General features: G+C 67.1%; 1 protein-coding gene and 1 pseudogene. Both read left to right on the forward strand.

What is annotated here, in order from left to right:
• Window positions 1–253: pseudogene (locus GJV64_RS13630) on the forward strand (hypothetical protein); the annotation flags it as partial.
• The coding region (locus GJV64_RS13635; protein WP_164157926.1) for an efflux RND transporter permease subunit at window positions 250–2,489 on the forward strand (2,240 nt) is incomplete at its 3' end. The pseudogene GJV64_RS13630 and the gene GJV64_RS13635, both read left to right, overlap by 4 nt.

Raw genomic sequence — 2,489 nt, forward strand, 5'->3', positions numbered from 1 at the left:
GGCCGAGGCGGGCGCGCCGCTGCGGGTGCCGGCGGCCGCGGTGTTTTCGGCGCGCGCCGATGAAGGCTTTGTCTATGTGCTGGAACCGGTGACGCGGCGGGTGCGCCAGCGGCTGGTGGCGCTGGGCGCGGTTGGCAACGATGGGGTGATCGTCACCGCCGGCCTCAAGCCCGGTGAGCAGGTGGCAGTGACCGGCATCGACCGGCTGCGCGACGGCCAGGTGATCGAGATTGCCGCCCAGGGTGGCAAGTGAACGGCATCATCCGCTTTGCCATCCAGAAGTGGCAGATCACGCTGGTGGTGTTCCTGGCGCTGGCGGCGCTGGGCTTTTCCGCCTTCTTCACCATCCCGCGCTCGGTTGATCCGCATTTCACCGCGCCCAACGTGCTGGTGGTGGTGACCCTGCCCGGTGCCGAACCGGCCGACATGGAAACCACCATCGCCAAGCCGATCGAGGACGTGTTGCAGGGCCTGGACGGCATCGTGAAGGTGCAATCCAGTTCCACCGACTCGACGGCGGTGATTGCCGCCGAGTTTGGCTGGGATGGCGACCCCGAGAAAAACTATGACGAGGTGGTGCGCGAGGTGAACGCCATCCGCCAGACCCTGCCAGCGGGGATCGTGCGGCTGGAATTCCAGAAGTTCCGCACCACGGAAGCGGCGGTGCTGCAATTCGCGCTGGTCTCGGAAACGGCCAGCTATCGCCGGCTGGAGAAGCTGGCGCAGGATCTGCGGGAACAGCTGAATGCGGTGCCGGGCGTGCGTGGCACCCGCATCTGGGCGCTGCCCACGCCGGAAATGCGGGTGGCGCTCGATACCGGGCGCCTGGCGCAGCTGGGCATCCCGGTGACGGCGGTGACCGATGCCCTGCGCAACGGTGGCCAGGATCTTCCGCCGGGCGCCGTGCAATCGGGCGCGACCCGCCTCAACGTGCAGGCGGGCGGCGCCTACAAGAGCGTTGCCGAGGTGGCCGATGAGCCGGTCAGGGCCCAGGATGGCCGCATTGTCCGGGTGAAGGATATCGCCGAGGTCGGCTGGGCCTATGAGGAACAGCCGCATTTCGCCCGCTACAATGGCAAGCGCGCGATCTGGGTGACGCTGAACCAGAAGGACGGCCTAAATGTGCTGGATATCCGCAATGATGCCGTGAAGATCGCCGATGAATTTGCCGCCCAGTTGCCACCGGACGTGAAGCTGGAGGTGGGCTTTGACCAGAGCGGGGACATTGCCCGCAAGCTGGGCCAGCTGGGCCGCGATTTCGCCATTGCGCTGGGCCTGGTGCTGATAACGCTGCTGCCGCTGGGCTGGCGCGCCTCCATCGTCGTGATGGTGTCGGTGCCGCTGAGCCTGGCCATGGGCGTGGCCGTGCTGAGCTGGACCGGCTTCACGCTGAACCAGCTGGCGATTTCGGGCTTCATCATCGCGCTGGGCCTGCTGGTGGACGACAGCATCGTGGTGGCCGAGAATATTTCCCGCCACCTGCGCATGGGCAAGACGCGCGAACAGGCGGCGATGGATGGCACCAACCAGATTGCCGTGGCGGTGATCGGCTGCACCTTCGTGCTGCTGTTTGCCTTCCTGCCGCTCACCGCGCTGCCCGAAGGCGCCGGCAAGTTCACCCGCAGCCTGCCGGTGGCGGTGCTGGCAACGGTGGCGGCATCATTGCTGGTCAGCCTCACCATCGTGCCGTTCCTGGCCAGCCGCATCCTCCCGCGCGAGGAAAGCCACGACGGCAACCGCTTCTTGCAGTGGATCAATCGCGGCATCCATCGTTTCTACCAGCCGGTGCTGCACTGGGGGCTGGGCCATCCGTGGAAGGCGATGCTGGCATCCACCCTGCTCATCCTGTCCGGGCTGGCGCTGGTGCCGTTTATCGGCTCCAGCCTGTTCCCGCCGGCGGACACGCCCTATTTCGTGGTGCAGGTGACGGCCAGCGAAGGCACCGCGATTCCGGCCACCGATGCTGCCGTGCGCCGGGTGGAAACCGCGCTGAAGGACGAGCCGGTGGTGACCGCGGTGATGAGCAATGTCGGTCGCGCAAATCCCCGCATCTTCTACAACCAGAGCAACAATGATCAGCGCAGCAGCATCGGAGAGGTGCTGGTGGTGCTGAAGGATTGGGATGAATTCGGCGGCCCGGCGCTGGTGCAACGGCTGCGCAAGCGCCTGGAAGCCCTGCCCGACGCGCAATATGTGGTGAAGATCTTCAAGAACGGCCCGCCCATCGATGCGCCGATCCAGATGCGCATAATCGGCCCGCGGCTGGACGAGCTGAAGCGCCTGGCCGGCGAGGCCGAAGCGGTGATGCGAAAGGTGCCGGGCACCCGCGACGTGCGCAATGCCGTGGCGGTGGACCAGCCGCGGCTCAATCTCGGCCTCGACAGCGACAAGGCGGCCCTGCTTGGCGTCGCACCCGGCGCGCCGCGCCGCGCGCTGCGGCTGGCGCTGGCCGGCGAGACGGCGGGTCGCTTCCGCGATGTCGAAGGCGA

It is taken from the genome of Sandarakinorhabdus rubra (genome assembly GCF_010994245.1).
GTDB classification, from domain to species: Bacteria; Pseudomonadota; Alphaproteobacteria; order Sphingomonadales; family Sphingomonadaceae; genus Sandarakinorhabdus; species Sandarakinorhabdus rubra.